The 18,935-nt window shown below is 69.6% G+C and carries 16 protein-coding genes and 1 tRNA gene; 7 read left to right on the top strand and 10 right to left on the bottom strand.

Annotated elements, in window-relative coordinates; translation table 11 throughout:
* Positions 1-100 precede the first annotated feature (100 nt).
* Both ABLI39_RS16920 and ABLI39_RS16915 read right to left on the bottom strand, forming a co-directional pair.
* On the bottom strand, positions 101-1,195 hold the full coding sequence (locus ABLI39_RS16920; protein ID WP_497899437.1) for an App1 family protein phosphatidate phosphatase: 1,095 nt from the start codon (positions 1,193-1,195) through the stop codon (positions 101-103).
* A 50-nt stretch (positions 1,196-1,245) separates the two neighbouring features.
* On the bottom strand, positions 1,246-2,040 hold the full coding sequence (locus ABLI39_RS16915; protein ID WP_349414720.1) for a DUF72 domain-containing protein: 795 nt from the start codon (positions 2,038-2,040) through the stop codon (positions 1,246-1,248).
* Positions 2,041-2,099: 59 nt separating this feature from the next.
* Between ABLI39_RS16915 and ABLI39_RS16910 the strand changes: the two genes are divergently transcribed.
* The 3 genes from ABLI39_RS16910 to ABLI39_RS16900 all read left to right on the top strand — a co-directional run bounded on the left by ABLI39_RS16910 (position 2,100) and on the right by ABLI39_RS16900 (position 4,965).
* Complete coding sequence (locus ABLI39_RS16910; RefSeq protein WP_349414719.1) at positions 2,100-3,863, top strand: glycoside hydrolase family 15 protein; 1,764 nt, start codon at positions 2,100-2,102, stop codon at positions 3,861-3,863.
* A 108-nt stretch (positions 3,864-3,971) separates the two neighbouring features.
* Positions 3,972-4,274, top strand: coding sequence for a YegP family protein (locus ABLI39_RS16905; RefSeq protein ID WP_349414718.1), 303 nt, complete (start codon positions 3,972-3,974; stop codon positions 4,272-4,274).
* A complete protein-coding gene (locus ABLI39_RS16900) occupies positions 4,261-4,965 on the top strand; it encodes an HAD family hydrolase (protein ID WP_349414717.1) in 705 nt (234 codons plus the stop codon). Before ABLI39_RS16905 ends, ABLI39_RS16900 begins: the two co-directional genes overlap by 14 nt.
* 40 nt (positions 4,966-5,005) lie before the next feature.
* Here the strand turns inward: ABLI39_RS16900 and ABLI39_RS16895 are convergent, their stop codons facing one another.
* Entirely contained in the window at positions 5,006-5,986 is a 981-nt protein-coding gene (locus ABLI39_RS16895; RefSeq protein ID WP_349414716.1) for a CHAD domain-containing protein, read from the bottom strand.
* Positions 5,987-6,119: 133 nt separating this feature from the next.
* On the opposite strand from ABLI39_RS16895, the gene ABLI39_RS16890 reads away from it, so the two are divergent.
* Complete coding sequence (locus ABLI39_RS16890) at positions 6,120-6,881, top strand: SDR family oxidoreductase (RefSeq protein WP_349414715.1); 762 nt, start codon at positions 6,120-6,122, stop codon at positions 6,879-6,881.
* 4 nt (positions 6,882-6,885) lie between these two features.
* Here ABLI39_RS16890 and ABLI39_RS16885 read toward each other — a convergent pair whose 3' ends face one another.
* From ABLI39_RS16885 to ABLI39_RS16875, 3 genes are read right to left on the bottom strand one after another with little or no spacing between them, the layout of a single operon-like run.
* Positions 6,886-7,245, bottom strand: coding sequence for a sterol carrier family protein (locus ABLI39_RS16885; RefSeq protein WP_349414714.1), 360 nt, complete (start codon positions 7,243-7,245; stop codon positions 6,886-6,888).
* 4 nt (positions 7,246-7,249) lie between these two features.
* Positions 7,250-8,266 (bottom strand): asparaginase, encoded by a 1,017-nt coding sequence (locus tag ABLI39_RS16880; RefSeq protein WP_349414713.1) that lies wholly within the window; start codon positions 8,264-8,266, stop codon positions 7,250-7,252.
* A gap of 36 nt (positions 8,267-8,302) precedes the next feature.
* Positions 8,303-9,883, bottom strand: coding sequence for a molybdopterin-dependent oxidoreductase (locus ABLI39_RS16875; RefSeq protein ID WP_349414727.1), 1,581 nt, complete (start codon positions 9,881-9,883; stop codon positions 8,303-8,305).
* Positions 9,884-10,749: 866 nt separating this feature from the next.
* Between ABLI39_RS16875 and purD the strand changes: the two genes are divergently transcribed.
* Together purD and ABLI39_RS16865 are read left to right on the top strand one after the other, a co-directional pair.
* Positions 10,750-12,087, top strand: coding sequence for a phosphoribosylamine--glycine ligase (gene purD / locus ABLI39_RS16870; protein ID WP_349414712.1), 1,338 nt, complete (start codon positions 10,750-10,752; stop codon positions 12,085-12,087).
* 2 nt (positions 12,088-12,089) lie between these two features.
* Positions 12,090-13,037: a phosphoribosylaminoimidazolesuccinocarboxamide synthase gene (locus ABLI39_RS16865; protein WP_349414711.1), complete on the top strand. Its 948-nt coding sequence runs from the start codon at positions 12,090-12,092 to the stop codon at positions 13,035-13,037.
* Between the two features lie 72 nt (positions 13,038-13,109).
* Here the strand turns inward: ABLI39_RS16865 and ABLI39_RS16860 are convergent, their stop codons facing one another.
* Positions 13,110-14,372, bottom strand: coding sequence for a helix-turn-helix domain-containing protein (locus ABLI39_RS16860; RefSeq protein ID WP_349414710.1), 1,263 nt, complete (start codon positions 14,370-14,372; stop codon positions 13,110-13,112).
* Between the two features lie 130 nt (positions 14,373-14,502).
* Between ABLI39_RS16860 and ABLI39_RS16855 the strand changes: the two genes are divergently transcribed.
* Positions 14,503-14,721, top strand: a complete 219-nt coding sequence (locus tag ABLI39_RS16855) for a hypothetical protein (protein ID WP_138768328.1) — start codon at positions 14,503-14,505, stop codon at positions 14,719-14,721.
* Positions 14,722-14,891: 170 nt separating this feature from the next.
* On the opposite strand, the gene ABLI39_RS16850 is transcribed toward ABLI39_RS16855, so the two are convergent.
* The 3 genes from ABLI39_RS16850 to ABLI39_RS16840 all read right to left on the bottom strand — a co-directional run bounded on the left by ABLI39_RS16850 (position 14,892) and on the right by ABLI39_RS16840 (position 18,707).
* A tRNA-Pro gene (locus ABLI39_RS16850) sits at positions 14,892-14,968 on the bottom strand.
* A 92-nt stretch (positions 14,969-15,060) separates the two neighbouring features.
* Complete coding sequence (locus tag ABLI39_RS16845) at positions 15,061-16,893, bottom strand: ABC transporter ATP-binding protein (protein ID WP_349414709.1); 1,833 nt, start codon at positions 16,891-16,893, stop codon at positions 15,061-15,063.
* Positions 16,890-18,707, bottom strand: coding sequence for an ABC transporter ATP-binding protein (locus tag ABLI39_RS16840; RefSeq protein WP_349414708.1), 1,818 nt, complete (start codon positions 18,705-18,707; stop codon positions 16,890-16,892). Before ABLI39_RS16840 ends, ABLI39_RS16845 begins: the two co-directional genes overlap by 4 nt.
* Between the last annotated feature and the right edge of the window lie 228 nt (positions 18,708-18,935).

Below are 18,935 nucleotides of genomic sequence, written 5' to 3'. Positions count from 1 at the left end.
CCCCCGGCGCGGCCGGTGCCACCACGGCCGACGCCGGCATTCCCGCGGCCTCGCCGGCCGCCGGTGCCGGTGCGCCTGCGGCCGGGACGACGGCCGGAGGCTAGAGCAGGTCCAGCTCCTGCAGGCGCTTGGCCATGCCCGCGCCGTCGGGGGAGTAGACCCAGGGCACGTTCGAGCCGGTGTGGTCGCCGGTTTCGGAGTGTCCGCCGGCCAGCACGGCCTCGCCGGTGGAGAGCTGGCGGATGCCGATCGCGGCCACCCGGTCGCCGTGCGCCTGGGCGAACTGCGAATAGATCGCCTCGTCGTGCTGGCCGTTGTCGCCGAAGAGAAGCCAGCGCATGTTGGGGAACTCCTTGGCCAGCAGTTCCAGGTTCCGGCGCTTGTGGTCCTGGCCGCTGCGGAACCAGCGGTCGTGGGTCAGGCCCCAGTCGGTCAGCAGCAGGGTGCCCGACGGGTACATGTTGCGGGTGATAAAGCGGGCCAGCGTCGGCGCGGCGTTCCACGGCCCGGTGGACAGGTAGATCACCGGCGCCTCGGGGTGTTCCACCAGCAGCCGGTCCATCAGCACGGCCATCCCCGGCGTCGCCATCCGGGCCCGTTCGTTGAGCACAAAGGTGTTCCACAGTGCCAGGAAGGGCCGGGGAAGGGCCGTGACCATGATCGTGTCGTCAATGTCCGAGACGATGCCCAGGCTGGTGTCCGGGGCGATGACGTAGATTTTCGCCTCCGCGGGCTCGGTGCCCTCGGCCCGCAGCATGGCGGTGTGCCAGCCCGGCGTGAGCTGGACCGGGATCACGGTGTCCACGATGCCGCCGCGGTCGGCGTGTACGCGGGTGGTGGTGCCGCCGATCTCGATGTCCACCTCGACGAACTGGATCGGGACGGACGTGAACGCGCGCCAGCCGCGGATGTTCTGGTTGCCGTTCTGCGCCGCCTGCTCGGCCCGGCTGCCGGGGGTCGGTTTGCTGGTGAGCACCACGCGGCCCAGGATCCGGACCCACTCGGTGGAACCATAGCCCTGGTAGGCGATGGTTTGCGGGGCGAACTTCCAGCGCCTGGCGGTCTTGAGTCGGAGATGGTTCACGGTGTCCGAGACCCGGTGGGCCAGCCGGAATGTCTGGCTGCCCTGGACCCGATTGTTCGGGGCCGGGTAGTCCGAGTCCTTCTGCGGTTGTTCCTGCGACGCCATTTCCATACCTCCACTCTCCCACAGCGGGCTGCCCGCCCGGCGATTACGTCCGCGGTTCAGCCGTTTCCCAGCAGCTCGCGCAGCGCGGTGGCGTTGCGCACCGCATTGCCGCCGCCGTCGTTGTTGAAGTAGGCATAAATGTCCCGACCCGACGCCTGCCATTCGCGGATCCGGTCCGCCCACCAGCGGAGCTCCTGCTCCGAGTAGGACCCGGCATACAGGTGGTTCTGGTCCGGCCCGTGCAGCCGGAGGTAGACGAAGGCGGCGGTCGCCCGCAGGATGCAGGGCAGCTGCGCCCCGCTCATCACGCAGTAGGCGGCGCCGTGCCGTTCCAGCAGGGCATAGACGTCCGGGTGATCCCAGCTGGTGTGGCGGAACTCCACGCTGACCCGGATCCACCCCGGCAGCGCGGCCAGGAAGTAATCCAGCCGGGCGTCGTCGCGGGCGAAACCTGGCGGCAGCTGCACCAGCAGCACGGCACGTTTGTCGCCGAGTTCATGCCAGCACCGGGTGATCCGCTCCACCCAGGCCTCCGGTCCGTACAGTTTCTTGCCGTGGGTGAGCCCCCGCGGAGCCTTGACCGACATGGTGAACCCCTCGGGCAGGCGGCGCTGCCAGCTGGCAAAGGAGGACTCCCGCGGCCAGCGGTAGAAACTCGCATTCAGCTCCACCGTGGTGAAACGGGCCGCATAGTGGGCCAACCGGTCCCGTGCCGGCAGCCCCGGCGGGTACAGCACACTCTCCCAGTGGTCGTAACTCCAGCCGCTGGTTCCGATCCGCACCGCGCCGGAGTGCGCCGGTGCGAGGTGTCCGGCCGTGGCTTGCGGTTGCGGCAATTCCTGATCCGGCATGGGGGGATCGTAACGCGGAATCCCCGTCCGGCGTCGGGCCGTGTGGCACTGTATGACCCATGGCACGCATCGAGGATTACGCTATGGTCGGCGACCTGCACACCGCCGCGTTGATCAGCACGGAAGGCTCCATCGACTGGCTCTGCCTGCCCCGCTTCGATTCGCCGGCGTGCTTCAACGCCCTGCTGGACAGCCCCAAGGCAGGACGCTGGCTGCTCGCCCCCGCTGCCGGCGGCGAATGCACCCGGCGGCGCTACCGCAAGAACACCCTGATCCTTGAGACAGAGTGGGAAACCCCGGAGGGCAAGGTCAAGGTCATCGACTTCATGTCGCCCCGCGACGGCGCTGCGGACATCGTGCGGATCGTGGTGGGGGTCCGCGGGTCGGTGCGGATGCGCGGCGAACTGGCCCTGCGGTTCGACTACGGCCACATCGTTCCCTGGGTCCGCCATGACGAGCACGGCATCCACGCCGTCGCTGGCCCCGACGCCGCCTACCTGGTGACCGAGGCACCCCTGCGGGGCGAGCACATGCAGACCGCCAGCGACTTCACCGTCAAGGCGGGGCAGCGGATTCCCTTTGTCCTGACCTGGGCGCCCAGCCACCTCGGCCGCCCGCGGGCGGTGGAGCCGGAGGCGGTCCTGGAAGCCACCGAGTCGTTCTGGCTGCAGTGGGCGGCCAAGTGCCAGGTCACCGGCCCGTACCGCGACGCCGTGCTGCGCTCGCTGATCACGCTCAAGGCGCTGACCTTCGCCCCCACCGGCGGCATCGTGGCGGCCGTGACCACCTCGCTGCCCGAGGAGCTTGGCGGGGAACGCAACTGGGATTACCGCTACTGCTGGCTCCGGGACGCGACCCTGACGCTCGAGGCCCTGCTCGCCTCCGGATACTCCGAGGAGGCCGCGGCCTGGCGGAACTGGCTGCTGCGTGCGGTGGCCGGGGATCCAGCCGACCTGCAGATCATGTACGGACTGCACGGCGAGCGGAGGCTGCCGGAAATGACGCTGGACTGGCTGGCGGGCTACGAGGGGTCAAAGCCGGTGCGGATCGGCAACGGCGCCGCCGGGCAGCTGCAGCTGGACGTCTGGGGCGAGGTGCTGGACTGCCTCGCCCTGACCCGGACCTCGCTGCTGCAGGACGGGGATGATTCCTGGGACGTGCAGGTGGCGCTGATGGAGCACCTGGAGACCGCCTGGGACCGCCCGGACAACGGACTCTGGGAGATGCGCGGGCCGCGCCGCCATTTCACCCACTCCAAGGTGATGGCCTGGGTGGCGGCGGACCGGATGGTCAAGGGAGTCCGGGATTTCGGCCTCCCGGGCCCGGCGGACCGCTGGGAGGCGCTCCGCGACACCATCCACGCCGACGTTATGGCCAAGGGGTTCGACGCGGCGCGGAATACCTTCGTGCAGTCTTACGGCCGGCCGGAACTGGATGCCAGCCTGTTGCTGATCCCGCACGTGGGTTTCCTGCCCCCGGACGATCCGCGGGTGCTCGGCACCATCGACGCCGTGCAGCGGGAGCTCACCCACGACGGCTTCCTGCTGCGCTACCGGCAGGAGCAGAGCGACGACGGCGTCCAGGGCGGGGAGGGCGTCTTCCTCGCCTGCTCCTTCTGGCTCGTGGATGCCCTGATCGGCGCCGGCCGGCGTCGGGAAGCCAGGGAACTGTTCGAACGGCTGCTGGCGTTGCGCAACGACGTCGGGCTCCTCAGCGAGGAGTGGGACGTTTCCGCGGCGCGGCAGCTGGGCAACACACCCCAGGCCTTCAGCCACTTCGCCCTGGTCCGGAGCGCCCTGCAGCTGCAGGCGGACGGCCGCTGACCCTGGGCCCGTGCGGGCGGACCGAAATCGGCAGGCACTTTTCTCCAGAGCTTAGATAAGTATACTTACTAATATCCCCGGTGGGGTGAAGATGGTAAGGAGAAGGCAATGGCTGGATATTTCGAACTCGTGGATGCGCCCGACGGCGGCTACCGGATTCGGATGATGGACGCTGCCGGCGCACTGATGGCCGTCTCCGTCACTTTCCCCACCAAGCGTGCGGCCGTGGCGGGCATCGCCCAGGCGCGGGAAATTGCTGGCACAGGCTTGGTCCGGGACCGCAGCGGTGACAGCCAGTCCGCCGTGATGGCTTCTCTGGCCAAGCGCAGGACCGGCGGGGGCACGGGGCGCGGCTCCTCGCTCTCGGGCGGAACCCTCGCGGCCACAAAGCGCACCCGTGCCCACCACTGAGCCGGCCGCCGGGCACCGGGGCGCGGTCCTCTTCGACGTCGACGGGACGCTGATCGACTCGTCCTATATCCATACCCTCGCCTGGTGGCAGGCGTTCCGGCAGGCCGGTCACGACGTGCCGATGGCCAGCATCCACCGCGCCGTGGGCATGGGCGGGGACAGGATCCTTGACCACTTGCTGCCCGCGGACCGCGACACCGACGCCGATGCGGACATCATGACCTCCCAGGCAGCCGTGTTCTCCACGTTCTGGCCGGCCCTCCGCCGGCTCGACGGGGCCCGCGAGCTGCTGGCGCAATGCCACGACAGCGGCCTCGCCGTCGCACTCGCCTCCTCGGCCCGGGACCGCGACCTGGAGATACTGCGCGCCGTGATCGACGCCGACGCCTACATCCACGCCGCCACGAGCTCGGCCGACGCGGAAGAGAGCAAACCGGCGCCGGACATCCTCGCCGCCGCGCTCACGGCTGTGGGGGTGGCCGCTGGGAACTCGGTCTACGTGGGCGACGCAGTCTGGGACATCTACGCTGCCGGCGCTCTCGGCATCCCGGCAATCGGCCTCACCTGCGGCGGCACCAGCGAAGCGGAGCTCCGGGCGGCCGGTGCCGTGGAGATCTACGCGAGCCCGCGGGCCCTGCTGGACAACCTAGCCGGCAGCGCCATCGGCACACTGGCGGCACGCGTCCGCTGACGTGCCGGGCGTCCTTCCGGGCGCACGGCCTGCCCCGGCCTCAGGAGGGAGGGAACTTCTTCCAGAGTTTGAGGAAGGCCCGCTCCGCAGCGGCGGCCAGGGCCTCCTCCTTGGCGTGCAGGCGCCCGTAGCTGAAGCCGTTCTCCCCGCTGCGCAGTGCCCGGCCGCCCAGCTCGGCCAGCCGCGCCCGGGCCACGACGCTGTCCTGGTGCAATCCCAGGAGCTGCTGGATCCTGCGCGCGGACTTCGCCGACTGCTTGGCCCGCTGACGGTGCTTTTTGGCCGCCTTCTTCCCGAATTTCTTGCCTGCCCGGCCGCCGCCGGGCTCGTTCGGCAGCGAGGCGGCCAGCTCCGCCGAGTACCGCAGACGCTTCGCGGCCTTGCGGACCTCGTGCAGGCCGGCATCCCGGGCGTTCTTGCCGTCGTCGGGGCCGCCGACTTCGCCCTCGTTTTTGCCGTCGTTTTTGCCGTCGTCGGAGTGCGGGGCGAGGCCTGCGGCGGCGCGCCGCAGCCGGCGTTCGTCCTTGGCCACGAGCTTGGCGATCCCCGTCCCGGGGTCCCGGGCCGCCGCCGGCGAGAGCGGCGCGTGGGCAAGGAACTTTTCCAGGGCCGCCAGCAGCAGGTCATAGCGCTCGCTTCCGAGGGCCTCGATGGCTGACTGGAATCCCGCGGCGGCCAGGGCATCGAGTTCCTCGTCAATCCGTGCGGCCGCCGGGCCAAAACGCAGCGCTTCGGGTTCCTGGGCAAGTAGGGCGGCCAGCCGTTCGTGGACCACCACGGGATCGCGGGCCGCCCCGAGCAGTCCGGAGAGCCAGCGCAGTTCATCGCGGAGGGGTTCCACGGCGCCGTCGTCGAACAGCGGCCGGCCCGTTGTCAGCAGCGAGCGGAGGCGGCGGGCCGCCACGCGCATCTGGTGGACATCTTCGGGCTGCCCTGCCAGCACGCCCGGCGCACGATGGCGCAGCTCGGAGACCTGTTCTCGAAGATAGGCCAGCAAGGCCTCGCCCGCGGTGGTTGCCACGCTTCACTGTACGTCCACGGTGCGGCAGTGCGGCAGAGTGCGGCAATATTTGCGCCCGACAGTGCCGCGGTGGGCCATCTCGGCATAGGCTGTCCGGGACCGGACACCAGACCGCTACCCCAGGGAGCCCCGCATGACACGCCAGCATCACCTCGGCCGGGTCGCCGTCGTCACCGGGGCCGGCTCCGGAATCGGGCGGGCCGTGGCGCGTATCATGCTCGCCGAAGGCTACCGTGTGGTGCTGGCCGGCCGCCGGGAGGCGGCCCTGCTGGAAACCGGCGCAGGCCACGCGCAGGCGCTCGCCGTTCCCTGCGACGTCACCCGGGCGGACGACGTCGAACGGCTCTTCGCGGTGGTCCTCGAACAGTGGGGGCGGGTGGACGTGCTGTTTAACAACGCCGGCGTCTTTGGCCCCGCCGCCGCGGTGGACGAGATCAGCGTCGCCGACTGGGACGCCACGGTGGCGGTGAACCTGACCGGCTCCATGCTCTGCGCCGCCGCCGCCGTCCGGGCCATGAAGGCGCAGTCGCCGCAGGGCGGCCGGATCATCAACAACGGCTCCATCGCCGCGCATTCACCCCGGCCCCGGACCGTTGCCTACACGGTCACCAAGCATGCGATCACCGGGCTGACCAAGAGCGTTGACCTGGATGGCCGCGGCTTCGGCATCAGCTGCGGCCAGATCGACATCGGCAACACCGCCACGGAGCTGATGGATGAGATCGGCGTCGGCGACGGCGCGCTTCAGGCCGACGGCAGCCGCCGGGTGGAGCCTATGTTCCCGGTGGAGGACGCCGCGCGCGCGGTGTTGCTGATGGCGGATATGCCCGCGTCCGCGAGTGTGGGCTCGATGGTGATCACCGCCGCCGGGATGCCGTTTATCGGCCGCGGCTGAGGCCTTAAAGCGGCAGCAGCCTGGACAGATCGGCCCGCAGACCGGAAGCGGCCACCGTGCCGGCGTCGACTGCGTCCGCCCAGCTGAGGCGGCCGGTGACCATCGCCAGCCAGGTGGCGGCGTCGCACTCGATGACGTTCGGGGGAGTGCCGCGGGTGTGCCGCGGGCCCTCCACACACTGCGTAACGCCGAACGGCGGCACGCGCACCTCCACCGAGTTGCCGGGTGCCCGGGCGGTGACTTCCTCGAGGGTGTAGCGCACCGCCGTCGCGAGTGTGTTGCGCGGGACCGCGTCGGCTTCGAGCCATGCGGCCAGCGCCGCGCGGCCCTCGTCAAGGGCAATTCGCCGTCGCTGAACTGCCACGGGCCTAGTCCAACAGGGCCGAGACGGCGTGGCCGAGGCGGATCTTGCCGACCGGCCGGCCGCCGCCGAGCACCGGGTCCACCACCTTCTCCAGCACGGAAGAGACCTCAGGGATCTCGACGGCGCCCGCGGCGGCCAGCAGGGTCAGGCCCACGAGGGTGGTGGCGCGGATGTTGCCGTCGAGGACCTTGATCGCCACCGCGACGCCCTGCGGGGTGGCCATGACCAGCACGCCCTCGGCGCCGATCTTGGCGATGATGCCCAGCTCGTCCATCACGATCGTGTTGGCCTGGCCCCGGCCCTGCACGGCCCACGGGTAGTCCAGCATGGAGGTGGCAATCGTGGCGGCGCGGGCGTTGGAGCTGTTGTCCCCGGGGGCCTTGGCCAGCTTCGAGAACGCGCGGGCGAGGCCGGTGAGGGACACGGCCGCCACCGGGGCCCCGCAGCCGTCAATGCCCAGGTGGGCGATGCGCTCACCGCAGTACTCCTCGATCACGGAGCGGATGCGCTGCTGCAGGGGATGGTTCGGTTCGAGGTAGCTGTGGGTGTCCCAGCCATTTTCCGTGCAGGCCCAGAGGAACGCTGCGTGCTTCCCCGAGCAGTTGAACGCCAGCCGGGACTTGCCGCGCTCCGTCTGGACCAGCCAGGTCCGGGCCGTCTCGTCCTCGGGCCACGCGGCCGGGCACTGGAGCTGGGTTTCCTTGACGCCGGCGGCCTTCAGCATGCCCTCCACCACGTCCATGTGGTCCAGGGACCCTACGTGGCTTCCGCACGCGATCGCCACCTGCGCGCCGCGCAGCGGAACCCCGGACTGCATGGACGCCAGGGCCTGCAGCGGCTTGAGTGTGGACCGGGCGTAGATCGGGGTGGTGATGTCGCCGAGCTCGGTGACGACGTTGCCGTCCGCGGACAGCACGACGGCGGAGCCGATGTGCCGGGACTCGATAAAACCGCTGCGTTCAACGACTGCCAGTTCGACGGCGGACTCAACAGTGAAGGTGGCATGCGGGTTCGAAGGCATGCTGCAATTCTATGGTGCGATGCGGGCCCAGCCCGGTTACTCCACGGTGACCATCACGGACTGCCAGCCGGAGGCGCCGTCGGGCACGGGATCGGCGCGCTTGTCCGTCTGCACCTCGCCGGTGCCGTCGGTGGCGCGCGCCTTGATGTAATGCGGCCCGGGGGTGGCTTCCCAGTCGAAGGACCACTGACGCCAGGTCACCACGGAGGCCTCGGCCGACAGCACCGCCTCGGTCCACGGACCGTTGTCGATCTGGACCTCCACCTTGGTGATGCCGCGGGTCTGGGCCCAGGCCGTGCCGCCGATCGCGACCTTCCCGGCGGCGACCTTGGCGAAGGACTTCGGGACCTCCACCCGGGCCATGGTCTTGATCGGGCCGCGCTCGGACCAGCCGCGCTGGGTCCAGTAGGCCTTGTTGTCCGCGAACCGCGTCACCTCGAGGTCCACCACCCATTTGGTGGCCGAGACGAAGCCGTACAGCCCCGGGACCACCATCCGGACCGGGTAGCCGTGCTCCAATGGGAGGGCCTCGCCGTTCATGCCGATCGCCAGCATCGCGTCCCGGTCATCCAGCAGGACCTCCAGGGGCGTGGAGGCGCTGAAGCCGTCGACCGAGGTGGAGAGCACCATGTCGGCGCCAGCCTTGGGCCGGGCCCTCTTGAGCGCGTCACGGATGGGCATGCCCAGCCATTTGGCGTTGCCGGCCAGGTTCCCGCCCACCGGGTTGGAAACACAGGTCAGCGAGACGTGGGATTCGATCAGCTGGGCGTCCAGCAGGTCCTGGAAGCTGAGCCGCACCTCCTGTTCGACCATCCCGTGGATCCGCAGCTCCCAGGACTGGGCGTCGATTTCCGGCACGCTGAGGGCGGTGTCGATCCGGTAGAAATCCTTGTTCGGGGTCAGCCAGGGGGTGACGCCGGGGGCCTTGGACTGGACGCCGGCGGGCACGGCGGCGGCAGCCTTGGCGGGAGCGGGGAGCTTAAGGGCCTCACGGGCCTGCGCCACATTGCTGCGGGCGGCGCTCAGGAGCCGTCCGCCGGTGGCCGCGGCGGCGGCCGCCACGGCGGTGATGCCGGTGGCGGTGAAGAAAGCCCGGCGGCTGGTGGCGGGACGCTCCGGCTCCTTGGCGCCGCGGTCCGACGCCACCTCCGGCCATTCCCGCATCCGCCACAGCCGGGTGATCAGGAGCCGGAGCACGATGAGGCCGGCTGCGGTCCCGAGCAGCGAAGGAATGGCATCGAGGGGCTTAACTCCGGCCCGGGTCACCACGCTGGCCACGATCACCGCCCCCATCAGGAGCACCCCGGCGACGCCGAGCGCCCACCTGCGGTACGCCACGATGCCCAGCACGCACGCCAGCAGCAGGATGGTCAGGCCCATGCCCGCGAACAGGGCGGCCTTGTCATTGGTGCCGAAGGTGGCGATCGCGAAGTCCTTCATCCACGGCGGGGTGAAATCGATGAAGGTCGAGCCGAGGGCGATCAGCGGCGTCGCGCGGGCCGTGAAGAACGCCCCGGCCAGTTCCGCGACGGCCAGCACGACGGCGGCGGAGACCACCCCGGCCAGCGCGGCGAGGGGACCGGGCCCGGACAGCAGGCGCTTCCTGCGCTGGTGCATGCGCTGGTTCCTGCCCTGGGGGGTGGTGCCGGGCTTCGGGGTGCTGGGCGTTGTCATACAGGGTGTTCGGAGCGGCGGGGCCCGCGGATTGACCGCCCGGGGTGCGGAGCGTGCTGCGGAGCGTGCCCTGCCCCGTGTCTCGCCCGGTGCTCGGCGCCGCACATGCCCATCCTTGGGCGTGAGGAGTGGACATATGCGCATTATGTCCAGTGGCTGCGGCGTGGAATGGGCATGTCCCGTTGGATCCGGCCCCGAAGAATGGGCAGGTCCGTCGGATCGGGGCCCGGGAGGGCACGTCGCGCGGATTGGGCGGCTTCACAGGGACGGGCATGTCCCTTCTTGAGCGTGAGGGAGGGACATATGCGGATTCTGTCCAGTGGCTGCGGCGTGGAATGGGCATGGCCCGTTGGATCCGGCCCCGAAGAATGGGCATGTCCGTCGGATCGGGGCCCGGGAGGGCACGTCGTGCGGATTGGGCGGCTTCACAGGGACGGGCATGTCCATTCTCGGGCGTGAGGGAGGGACATATGCGGATTACGTCCAGTGGCTGCGGCGTGGAATGGGCAGGTCCCGTTGGATCCGGCCCCGAAGAATGGGCAGGTCCGTCGGATCGGGGCCCGGGAGGGCACGTCGTGCGGATTGGGCGGCTTCACAGGGACGGGCATGTCCATTCTCGGGCGTGAGGGAGGGACATATGCGGATTCTGTCCAGTGGCTGCGGCGTGGAATGGGCATGTCCGGTGGGACCTGGCCCCGAAGGATGGGCATGTCCGTCGGAACCCAGCGTCAAGGGCCGAAGGATGGGCATGTCCGTCGGACGGTCACAGCTTAGGAGCCTGCCGGGTCCACAACGTACCCTTGGGAACTGTGAAGGTACTTGTCATCGGCCCCGGCGGCCGCGAACACGCCATTGTCCGATCCCTGCTCGCCGACCCGAATGTTTCCGAGGTCCACGCGGCCCCGGGCAACGCCGGCATCGGCAAGCTGGTCCCCACACACGCCATCGACGCGAACGACCCCGACGCCGTCGCCGCCCTGGCCACCAGGCTCGCCGTCGACCTCGTGGTGGTGGGTCCCGAGGCGCCGCTCGCCGCCGGTGTGTCGGACGCGGTCCGCGATGCCGGGATCCCGGTTTTCGGCCCCAGCAAGGCCGCCGCCAAGCTCGAGGCCTCCAAGGCGTTCGCCAAGGAAGTCATGGCCGAAGCCGGCGTGCCCACTGCCATGGCCCGGGTGGCGTCCAACGCGGCGGAAGCCGCCGACGCGCTCGACACCTTCGGCGCACCCTACGTTGTGAAGGATGACGGGCTCGCCGCCGGCAAGGGCGTCGTGGTCACCAAGGACCGCGACGAGGCGCTGGCGCACGCGCAGAGCTGCTTCGACGCCGGCGGCACCGTCGTGATCGAGGAGTTCCTCGACGGCCCCGAGGTCTCCGTCTTCGTCCTGTGCGACGGCAGCACCACCGTGGCGCTGTCCCCGGCGCAGGATTTCAAGCGCATCTTTGACAACGACGAGGGCCCCAACACCGGCGGCATGGGCGCCTACACCCCGCTCGACTGGGCCCCCGAGGGCCTGGTCCAGGAGGTCATCGACCGGGTTGCGCAGCCCACCGTCAACCAGATGGCGCACCGCTGCACCCCGTTCGTCGGCGTGCTGTTCGTCGGCCTAGCCCTGACGTCCCGCGGCACCCGCGTCATCGAGTTCAACGTCCGCTTCGGCGACCCGGAGACCCAGGCCGTCCTGGCCCGGCTCAAGACGCCCCTCGGCGGCCTGCTGATGGCCGCCGCGAAGGGCGAGCTGGACAAGGTCCAGCCGCTGCGCTGGTCCAAGGAGTCGGCCGTCGCCGTCGTCGTCGCCGCCGAAAACTATCCCGGCACGCCCCGCACCGGGGACCGCATCCGCGGCCTGAAGAAGGTCGAGGCGATCGAAGGCGTGCACGTGATCCATGCCGGCACCAGGCTCGACGACGAGGGCAAGGTGGTCTCCGCCGGCGGCCGCGTCCTCGCCGTGGTGGCGCTCGGAACCGATCTGGTCGAGGCCCGCGAACGGGCGTACGACGGCGTCGAACTGGTCCAGCTCGACGGCGGCCAGTTCCGCACCGACATCGGCGGCAAGGCCGCGCGCGGCGAAATCAAGGTGACGGCGCCCGGCACGGCCGCCGCCGTCGCCGCAGCTGCGGCCGCCGCGGCCGCGAAAGCGAAGGCGTGACCATGAACGCGACTGACTCCTCCCTGCCCGCGGGCGGCCTGGACACCAAGCCGACGGAGCTGCCCGGCTGGACGCACGTCTACTCCGGGAAGGTCCGCGACCTCTACATCCCGGCGGACTCCTCCATCACCGAGCGCTTCGGCCACGAGTGCGTCCTCGTGGTGGCCAGCGACCGCATCAGCGCCTTCGACCATGTCCTCGCCAGCGAGATCCCGGACAAGGGCCGCATCCTCACCCAGCTGAGCCTGTGGTGGTTCGAGCAGCTCGGCGTGGAGCACCACGTGCTCGCAGCCACGGTCGACGGCGGCGTCCCCGCCGCCGTGGAGGGCCGCGCCATGATCTGCAAGAAGCTCGAGATGTTCCCGGTGGAATGCATCGCCCGCGGCTACTTGACCGGGTCCGGGCTGGCCGAATACCGGGAATCCGGCACGGTCTGCAGCATCCCGCTGCCGCCGGGCCTGGTGGACGGGTCCAGGCTGGCCGAGGCCATCTTCACCCCCTCGGCCAAGGCCGAGGTGGGGGAACACGACGAGAACATCACGTTCGAGGACGTTGTGGAGCTGGTGGGCGAGGACATCGCCGGCCGGCTCCGTGAGTTGACCCTGGAGATCTACACCAAGGCCGAGGAGATCGCCCGCGGCCGCGGCATCATCCTGGCCGACACCAAGGTGGAGTTCGGCATCGACACCGCCACCGGCGTCATCACCCTCGGCGACGAGGTCCTGACCCCGGACTCCTCGCGCTTCTGGGACGCCAGCACCTACGCCCCGGGCAAGGCGCAGCCGTCCTACGACAAGCAGTACGTCCGCGACTGGTTGACGTCCGCGGAGTCCGGCTGGGACAAGGCCTCCGACACGCCGCCGCCGGCACTGCCGGCCGACGTCGTCACACGCACCCGCAGCCGCTACGTGGAGGCCTTCGAGCTGCTCACCGGGCGGTCCTTCGCCTGAGGCGGGGGCTGCGGCGCCGCTTGGGCGCCGGTCCGGCGGCCGGCGCTCGGCCAGGGGCCGCCCTGGTGCCGGCTAGGTGCCGGCGGCGGCCGCGGCGCGGCGCTGGGCCAGCCGGATTTCGAGCACGGCGTCCATGGCCTGCTGGACCCGGTCCGAGGCTCCGGCCGCGCTGAACTCCTTCTGGGCTTCCTCGAGGTACACGAGGGCCTCCTCGGCTTCGCCGGCGGCCTTGAGTGCCTTGCCCAGCAGGAGCGAAACCTCGCCCGCGGTGTGCTTGGCCAGCACGTCCCGCTCGGCGTGGATCTCGCGCAGCTTCTGCACGGCGCCGACGATGTCTCCCGTGAGGTAGAGCCAGCGCGCCCGGATAAAGGCAACTTCGAGGTGGTCCGTCTTGTTGCCGCCGACGATCGAGAGGGCCAGCTCGGCGCGTTCGATCGAGGACAGGGTTTCCGGCTCGACGATCCCGGAGGAGAGTCGCACCGCGGCGGAGGCCTTGTTGAACCTGGCCCAGAGGTCGATGTCGTGCGCGGGGGAGAGCAGCTTGGCGGCCTTCTCGTGGTACTTGATGCCCTCGGCGTAGTCGTGGCGCATGAAAGCGACGTTGCCGACCACCCAGGCCACTTCACCGGCCAACTGGGACATGGACTGCTCGTCCATCTGTTCGTTCATGTCCTGGCAGTACTTCCAGGCCTCGTCCAGCCGGCCGCTTTCGGCCAGGGCACCGATCAGCGCGCGCAGCGCACCGATGATGAGGGTGGAACCCGTGGGCAGCTGGGAGCAGAGCCGCACCGCCTCCTCGGCTTGTTCCACCGCCGTGGTCAGCTGGCCCTGGCCCTGCGCGGCCGCGGCCAGCATCTGCCGGGCACGCACCCCGAGGCCGGCCGACTCGGCGGCCATCGGGTGGTCCAGCAGGCGCTGTACGATCGCCTTGCAGTCGGCCCACATGCCCTGCTTGATCATGCATTCGGCCTGCATGTAGGTCATGTTCCACCAGGCACTGGTGTTTTTGGCCTCGAGGGCGATCTGGGCGGCCGCCGCGGCATGGACCGCCGCCAGCGGGTAGTCCCGGAGGTCCCAGGCCTGGCGGGCGTACAGGCCGGCCAGTACGTACTCGGCGTCGCTCACGGAAACCGGCTGGCTCCATGCTTCAAGGGCTTTGGGGGCGAGCTCCAGCCGGCGGGCGAGCTCCTCGATGACATCCGCGGTGGGTTCCCGGCGGCCGGTTTCGAGCAGCGAGATGTAGCTGGGCGAGTAGAGATCCTTCCCCAGCTCGGCCTGCGTGAGCCCACGCTCCAGCCGTTCCGCACGGAGTTTCTCCCCGAATCCGTTCCCCACGGATACCACCTCATTCCGGACACTTCATGTACTAAATGCTTGACACTCTCTGTGGAAAACATTTTACAATGTATGTCAACAAGGGCAGTGCTGACTTGGTAACGACTCCAACTCAAGATTGAGGAACTCTATGTTGAAGAAGATTGCAGCCGGCGCGGTCCTCGCGGGCGCCCTGGCTTTCTCCGCAGCGGCTCCGGCCGTTCTGTCCGCAGGTTCCATCGCCGATACCACCAACATCACCGCCGTTGGCAACTGGCCGGACCCCATGCGTACGGCCACGGCCGTGGGCAACTGGCCCGACCCGATGACCTACTCCACGAACGTCGGCAACTGGCCCGACCCGATGTAACCACACACTCGAAGGACAGCCCCGGCGGCACCGCAAGGTGTTCCGGGGCTGTTTTTTTGCCTTCGACCGCCATCGGGATCAAGACGGCGACGGCGGCGGGTGCCATGGCGGCCGGGTGACTTCCTGGAAACACAAAAGAGGGTCCTCCGTATGGAAGACCCTCTTTTGACTGGTCGGGATGACAGGATTTGAACCTGCGACCTCGTCGTCCCGAACGACGCGCGCTACCAAGCTGCGCCACATCCCGATCCGTTACTTCAAAAGCAACTTCACAAGAGTATCCGATCCGTGCCCCGGATGCGAATCGGAGCCGTCACAGGGAGGACGGGCGGCGCCGGCTCAGACCAGCGAGTCCTTCCACGCCCCGTGCAGCTTGGCGAAGCGGCCGCCGCCGCCGATCAGCTCCGCGGGCGTGCCGTCCTCGACCACGCGGCCATCGTGGACCACCAGCACGCGGTCCGCGGTCTCCACGGTGGAGAGCCGGTGCGCGATGATCAGCGCCGTGCGGCCGGCTCCGCCGGAGCCGGCGCCCCGCAGCAGGCTCGCCAGGCCTGCCTGGACCAGCCGTTCGGAGGGGATGTCCAGCGAGGACGTGGCCTCGTCCAGGATCAGCACCGCGGGCCGGGCCAGGAAGGCCCGGGCGAAGCTGATCAGCTGGCGCTGGCCGGCCGAGACGCGGCCGCCGCGCTTGTTGACGTCGGTGTCGTACCCGTCCGGCAGCGCCGTGATGAAGCCGTGGGCGCCGACGGCCTTCGCGGCGTCCTCGATCTCCTCGCGGGAGGCCTCGGGTCGGCCGAGGGCGATGTTGTCCGCCACGGAGCCGCTGAACAGGAACGCCTCCTGGGTGACCATCACAACGTTGCGGCGCAGGTCCGCCGTCGTGAGCTGCCGCAGGTCCACGCCGTCGAGCGTGAGCGAACCGGAGGAGACGTCGTAGAAGCGGGCAATCAGCTTGGCGAGGGTCGACTTCCCGGCGCCGGTCTGGCCCACGAGGGCGACCGTCTGTCCGGCCGGGATGTGAAGGTCCAGGGCGGGGATGACCACCGGACCGTCGCCGTAGCGGAACTCGACGTTCTCGAAGTCGATGCGGCCCTCCGCCGCCGGCAGGGCCACCGGGTTCTGCGGGGGCCGGACGGTGGGCACCTCTTCGAGCAGTCCGGAGACCTTTTCCAGTGCCGCCTGCGCGCTTTGGAACGAGTTGTAGAACATCGCCATCTGGTCGACGGGCTGGAAGAAGCGCTTGGCCGAGAGGATCAGGGCCAGCAGCACGCCCACGGCGAGTTCACCGGAGAGCACCCGGAAGCCGCCGGTGAGCAGGACGACGGCGACGCAGACGTTCCCGATCAGGACCAGGCCGGGCTGGAGGACACCGTTGAGGTTGATCGACCGGACGGTGACCTTGCGGTAGTCCTCGGAGAGTTCGGCGTAGCGCTCGGCATTTTGGCGCTCCTTGCGGAAGGCCTTGACGGCACGGATGCCGGTCATCGTCTCGACGAAGTGCACGATCAGCCGGGCCGAGACGACGCGGGACTCGCGGAACGCGATCTCGGAGTGCTTCTGGTACCAGCGGGCCAGGAAGTACATCGGCACGCCGGCGGCGAGCACCAGCAGCCCGCTGCGCCAGTCGAGGGCGAACACGGTGACGGCGGTGAAGACCATAAACAGCAGTCCGGAGGCGAGCGAGCTGACCCCGGAGTCGAGCAGTTCCCGCAGCGCCTCAAGGTCCGAGGTCTGCCGGGCGATGATGCGGCCCGAGGTGTATTTCTCGTGGAACTCCAGGCTCAGCCGCTGGGTCTGGCGGAAGACGAGCACCCGCAGGTCCAGCAGCATCGCCTGGCTCAGGCGCGCCGTCGAGGTCACGTAGAGGGCGGTCAGGCCCGCCGTCGCGACGGCCGCGGCGAGGTACGCGGCGCCGGCCAGCATCAGCGGGAGGTTGTCGCCCGCACGCAGCGCCGGCAGGGCATGGTCGATCCCGAACGCGATCAGCGCCGGGCCGGCCACACGGGCGGCCTGGGACAGGACGACGGCGGCGATGGTCAGCCAGAAGCGCCGGCGGACCGGCCGGATCAGTGATCCGAGCAGGGCCAGGGAGCGGCGCCGCACGGCCCTGCTCTCGGACTTGGACAGGTGCGCGTTGTCCTCGTTGGCGGTGCCAAAGGTGGCCGTGCTCATCGGGACACCTCCTCGGCCTCGAGGGCGGACAGTTCGGAGTCCAGGTCCCGCGGTTCCGGGTCCAGGCTGGCGATCACGTAGCGGTAGTGGCTGTTTTCCGCGAGCAGTTCCGTGTGGGTGCCGACGGCGGCGATCCGGCCGTCCTCCAGCAGGGCCACCCGGTCGGCCAGGGCCACGGTGGAGGGCCGGTGGGCCACGATCAGGGTGGTGGTGTCCGCGAGCACGGCGCGCAGCCGGGCCTCGACGAGCTCCTCGGTGTTGACGTCCAGGGCGGAGAGCGGATCGTCCAGGACCAGCACTTTCGGCCTGGCGGCGACGGCCCGGGCCAGGGCGATGCGCTGCCGCTGCCCGCCGGAGAGGCTCAGTCCCTCCTCACCGATCAGCGTGTCTAGGCCTTCCGGCAGGGAGTAGGCGAAGTGCGCCTGGGCGGTGTCGAGCGCCTCGGCCAGGATCTCTTCCCGGCGCTCCGGCGACTCCTGCCCCTGCACACCGAGCAGCACGTTGTCCCGGACGGAGCTGGAAAAGAGCGTGGTGTCCTCGAAGGCCACCGAGACGATGGTGCGCAGGTCCTCGACGCTGAAGTCGCGCAGGTCCACGCCGTCGATCGTCACCGAGCCCGCTGTAACCTCGAACAGGCGCGGCACCAGCTGCAGCAGAGCGCTCTTGCCGCTGCCGGTGATGCCCACCAGGGCCATCGTCTCGCCCGGCCGGATGTCCAGGCAGATGTCCTTGAGGATGGGCTTCTCCGGGGCGTCCTCGAAGGCGAAGGTGGCGTTGCGGAAGGCCAGGGCGCCCGTGAGCTCGGCCGGGCGGCGCGGCTCGTCCGGGCTGGTGATGGTGTTCGCCGAGTCCATCACCTCGAAATGCCGGTCCACCGCGGTCTTGGCGGTTAGGGCCATGGCCAGCAGCATGCCGCAGAACTCCACCGGCGCCGCGATCACGGCGGCGGTGGCGAAGAAAGCCACGAGCGAGCCGATGCTGAGCTGGCCGCCAGCGGCCAGCATGACGCCGACGACGAGCCCGGCGCCGAGGGCCAGCTCGGGCAGCAGCGTGACGGCGAGGCTGAAGGCGGCCAGGTGCTTGGCCTTCGCGATCTCGGTCTGGCGGAGTTCCTCGGCTTGTTCGTTGAAGTTCTCCAGCGCCTCCCGGCTGCGCCCGAAGGCCTTGAGTACGCGGATGCCGTGGACGGATTCCTCCACCGCGGTGGCGAGGTCGCCGGCCTGGTCCTGGCTGCGGCGGGCCACCTGGCGGAAGCGGGTCTGGAAGCGGAAGCCGTAGATCATGATCGGCACGGCGGCGGCCAGGAAGATCAGCGCGAGCTGCCAGCTCATGGCAAACATCACGACGACGCCGATCACCACCGTGAGGGTGGTGACCACCAGCATGATCGCCCCGAACGCCATCCAGCGCCGGAGGAAGTTCAGGTCCGTCATGGCGCGGGAGAGCAGCTGGCCGGAGCCCCAGCGGTCATGGAAGGACACGGCCAGGTCCTGCAGGTGGTCGTAGAGCGAGACCCGCATCCGGGTTTCCACCGTGGTGGCCGGATTGATGACGAACTGCCGGCGCAGCGCCACCAGCCCGGCTTCGGCGATGCCCAGCCCGAGGATCACCGCCGAGGCGATCCAGACGGCCTGGCTGCTTCCGCCCGGCCGCAGCCAGTCGTTGATCAGGACCCGCAGCACCTGGGGGATGGCCAGGGCGACAAGGCTGGCCATCAAGGCAGAGATCAGGCCCAGGACAAGCCGCGGCATGATCGGCCTGACGTGCGGATAGAGACGACTGATTGCTGAGAAAAACGGGGTCTGCTTGGCCATGCCTGCTTCTTAGCTGCAACTGCGGAATGAATTACGCAACTGGATGTAGTTTCCGGTAGCAACTACCCTAGGCCATTTCGTGACCCGGTTCACAGGATATCGGCCCGTTCCGCAAACTGGCGCAGTAATTATGTTCCGCAATGTCAGGGGCGGGGGCTTGCCTCGTGGACATGCCCATCTCCCGGCGCGCCAACGGGACATGCCCATGCCAGGGCGTGGACTGGTCCC

The organism is Pseudarthrobacter sp. B907 (assembly GCF_040137805.1).
Classification (GTDB): domain Bacteria; phylum Actinomycetota; class Actinomycetes; order Actinomycetales; family Micrococcaceae; genus Arthrobacter.
The sequence above is the reverse complement of the archived record's forward strand: the minus strand, read 5'-3'. Positions and strand labels throughout refer to the sequence as shown.

Excerpts from the sequence above, each read along its gene's own strand:
- ABLI39_RS16920 (WP_497899437.1), bottom strand. The coding sequence starts at position 1,195 with ATGGAAATGGCGTCGCAGGAACAACCGCAGAAGGACTCGGACTACCCG.
- ABLI39_RS16915 (WP_349414720.1), bottom strand. The coding sequence starts at position 2,040 with ATGCCGGATCAGGAATTGCCGCAACCGCAAGCCACGGCCGGACACCTC.
- ABLI39_RS16910 (WP_349414719.1), top strand. The coding sequence starts at position 2,100 with ATGGCACGCATCGAGGATTACGCTATGGTCGGCGACCTGCACACCGCC.
- ABLI39_RS16905 (WP_349414718.1), top strand. The coding sequence starts at position 3,972 with ATGGCTGGATATTTCGAACTCGTGGATGCGCCCGACGGCGGCTACCGG.
- ABLI39_RS16890 (WP_349414715.1), top strand. The coding sequence starts at position 6,120 with ATGACACGCCAGCATCACCTCGGCCGGGTCGCCGTCGTCACCGGGGCC.
- ABLI39_RS16880 (WP_349414713.1), bottom strand. The coding sequence starts at position 8,266 with ATGCCTTCGAACCCGCATGCCACCTTCACTGTTGAGTCCGCCGTCGAA.
- ABLI39_RS16875 (WP_349414727.1), bottom strand. The coding sequence starts at position 9,883 with ATGCACCAGCGCAGGAAGCGCCTGCTGTCCGGGCCCGGTCCCCTCGCC.
- ABLI39_RS16865 (WP_349414711.1), top strand. The coding sequence starts at position 12,090 with ATGAACGCGACTGACTCCTCCCTGCCCGCGGGCGGCCTGGACACCAAG.
- ABLI39_RS16855 (WP_138768328.1), top strand. The coding sequence starts at position 14,503 with ATGTTGAAGAAGATTGCAGCCGGCGCGGTCCTCGCGGGCGCCCTGGCT.
- ABLI39_RS16845 (WP_349414709.1), bottom strand. The coding sequence starts at position 16,893 with ATGAGCACGGCCACCTTTGGCACCGCCAACGAGGACAACGCGCACCTG.
- ABLI39_RS16840 (WP_349414708.1), bottom strand. The coding sequence starts at position 18,707 with ATGGCCAAGCAGACCCCGTTTTTCTCAGCAATCAGTCGTCTCTATCCG.